Source organism: Geomonas sp. (genome assembly GCF_035254065.1).
GTDB lineage: Bacteria > Desulfobacterota > Desulfuromonadia > Geobacterales > Geobacteraceae > Geomonas.
In genome coordinates this window covers 1-2,618 of the sequence record NZ_DATFBA010000334.1, presented here as the reverse complement: position 1 = coordinate 2,618, position 2,618 = coordinate 1, and the positions used below count along the sequence as shown (strand labels likewise).

The 2,618-nt window shown below is 62.7% G+C and carries 2 protein-coding genes and 1 pseudogene; 1 reads left to right on the top strand and 2 read right to left on the bottom strand.

Annotated features, from left to right (window positions below; translation table 11 throughout):
• Positions 1 to 1,099 (bottom strand): DEAD/DEAH box helicase (locus tag VJ604_RS15570; RefSeq protein WP_324084088.1); only part of this gene is annotated, 1,099 nt, incomplete at its 3' end.
• A gap of 156 nt (positions 1,100 to 1,255) precedes the next feature.
• Positions 1,256 to 1,807, bottom strand: coding sequence for a hypothetical protein (locus VJ604_RS15565; RefSeq protein ID WP_324084085.1), 552 nt, complete (start codon positions 1,805 to 1,807; stop codon positions 1,256 to 1,258).
• A 233-nt stretch (positions 1,808 to 2,040) separates the two neighbouring features.
• On the opposite strand from VJ604_RS15565, the pseudogene VJ604_RS15560 reads away from it, so the two are divergent.
• Positions 2,041 to 2,618 (top strand): annotated as a pseudogene (locus VJ604_RS15560) (ATP-binding protein); the annotation flags it as partial.

Here is a 2,618-nt window from a genome sequence, read left to right as displayed (position 1 = left end):
CCGTACGACGTTCGATGGGGGCCTGCAGGACTTTCTCGATGGCACGCACCACGGCCCCGTCTTCCCCGGTGACCAAGGTAAAGGCGTCGCCGCTCCTGGCGGCCCGTCCGGTACGGCCGATCCGGTGAATGTAGGCCTCGGTGGTGTCGGGGATGTCGTAGTTGATGACGTGGGAGACCTGGGAGACGTCGATGCCGCGCGCCGCGATGTCGGTGGCTACCAGGATCTGGAAGCTGCCGTCCCTGAAACCGTCCAGGGCCGCCTGACGCCTGTTCTGGGAGAGGTTGCCCTGCAGGGAGGCGGCCTTGTAGCCGCTCTTCTCCAACTGCTCCCCTACCCTCTTGGCCCGGTACTTGGTCTTGGTGAAGATGAGCACGCTCTCGGTGTCGGTGTGGCTCAACAGCGCGAAGAGCAGCGGCGTCTTGAGGTGCTGGCCAACGGGATAGAGCGCGTGTGAAACGGTGGCCGCCGGTGCGGTCCTACTCACCTGTACGGTGACCGGCCTGCGCAGGATGTCGTGGGCGAGTTTCCTGATGTCGTCGGGCATGGTCGCCGAGAACAGCAGGGTCTGCCGGGCGGAAGGGAGCACCTTGAGGATCTTGCGGATGTCGGGGAGAAATCCCATGTCGAACATCTGGTCGGCCTCGTCCAAGACCAGCGTCTCGATACCGGAAAGGTCGATGGTTCCCTGGGAGAGGTGATCGAGCAGACGCCCCGGGCAGGCGACCACGATCTCGGCCCCCGCCTTCAGTTTCTTGATCTGGGTGTTTATGTTGACCCCGCCGTAGACGGACACGCTCTTAAACCCGGTGAACTTCCCCAGGGCGTTGATGGCATCGTTGATCTGCTCGGCGAGCTCCCGGGTGGGGGCGATCACCAGCGCGCGCACCCGCCCGTGCGGGCCGTCCATCAGGCGATGCAGCATGGGGAGCCCGAAAGCCGCCGTCTTGCCGGTGCCGGTCTGGGCGAGCCCCATGACGTCCTGTCCTTCCATCACGGCCGGGATGGCCTGCTGCTGGATGGGGGTCGGGGTTTCGAAGCCCATGGCCTCCACGCCTGACTGAACCTTGGGGTGCAAATTGAACTGTTTAAAACTCACTGTTGCTCCTATCTCTTTGTTGTGGGCCACAAAAAACCCCACCAGCCTTGGCAGGCCCATGGGGTCCGTGACTCATTAAAGAGGCACTATAGCACGAAAGAAGGTAAAGATGCGACTTTTCTGAGCGGAGCCCCCATCAGGGATGATCGATGGTGGTCAGCGACGGTCTTCCCAGTGCTCCCGATGTTCCTGTCTCCACCCTTCCCGGTGCTCAGGGCGGCGTCCCATGTGCTCAGGACCACGGGGGGCAGGGTTGTACCAGTTGCCCCGGTAGTGGCCGCGGTCATGCAGGTAGACCCGGTATTCGCGGTCGCGGAAGTGGCGCACCTGCTCGTAGCGGTACTTGCGCAGCCCCACGGGAAGCTGCCGCCTCCCCGAGAAGGACCAGGGCCCCCAGTAGCTGGGAGAGTAGTACCAGTAGCCTGCGTTATAGAGGTAGTAGCCGCCGTCCGCGTAGGCCATGTCGTAGGGGACGTCCACTGCCAGGTACAGTCCCAACTGGGGCGAAAAGATGAAGCGCGGCGGCTGCTCTACCACCAGGGTGGGAGGCGCCGGGTAACCGCTGGGCACCACCACCGGCTGCGGCGCCACCACGACGGGGGCCGGTGCGGGAACACCGATGTTGACGCTGAAATCCACCCCGGCCTGGGCGGCGGTTGCCGCTCCGGCGATGGCGAAGACGAGAGTTGCGAAAATTACCTTTTTCATGACTTGCCCCTTCCGGCCGCTGGCCGTTTCCTTGAGTGTCGGGGACCCTCAGCCCCCTTCCATGGTTGTCAAAGTACCAGCGAATTGAGGAGTAAATGTGGAGGAAAGTAGGATTTACGGCCCCGGAAAGGGGGGGACGCAAGGATGACGTAGCGAATTGCGTGAGGGTATGCTAAAAAGAACCTGTCGCCGGAGCGTACAAGCGGCGCGAATGCCTGAGGTTGCGGGATGCCATGAAGATCAAGATCAAGTACAAGTTATTCCTCGCCATGCTGGCGGCCACCGGCGCCGTCGTCATCTGCATGTTCCTCATCGTGCAGTGGAGCCTGGGACGCGGCTTTCTCTCCTACATCAACACCATCGAGAAGGAACGCTTCGCCAAACTTGCCGAGGTGCTGGAGGAGACCTACACCGCCCGCGGTTCCTGGGAGTTCCTGGACAAGGATCAGGACGCCTGGCCACGGCTGATGGCGATGACGCTCCCTCACGAAGGAAGCGGCAGCGAGCAGGAGCGCATGGAACGCAGAGTGCGCAGGGAGCGGATGGCGAGAAAGCTCCCCGCCCCCTCTGGCGATTTCAGCAACATCAGCAGCAATCGGCTCCCCTCCTGGTTCAAGCACCGCTTCGAGACCAGGGTGTTCCTCCTGGACGCCGCCAAGAACCAGATCGCCGGCCCTCCCGGCCTTCCCAAAAGCCAGGTCGACTTCAAGAAAATCACCTTCAACCACCAGGTGGTCGGCTACCTCGGCATCCGGCCCAGGCAGCGGCTGACCGACAAGCACCAGCTCCTCTTCGTCAAGCAGCAAAACGT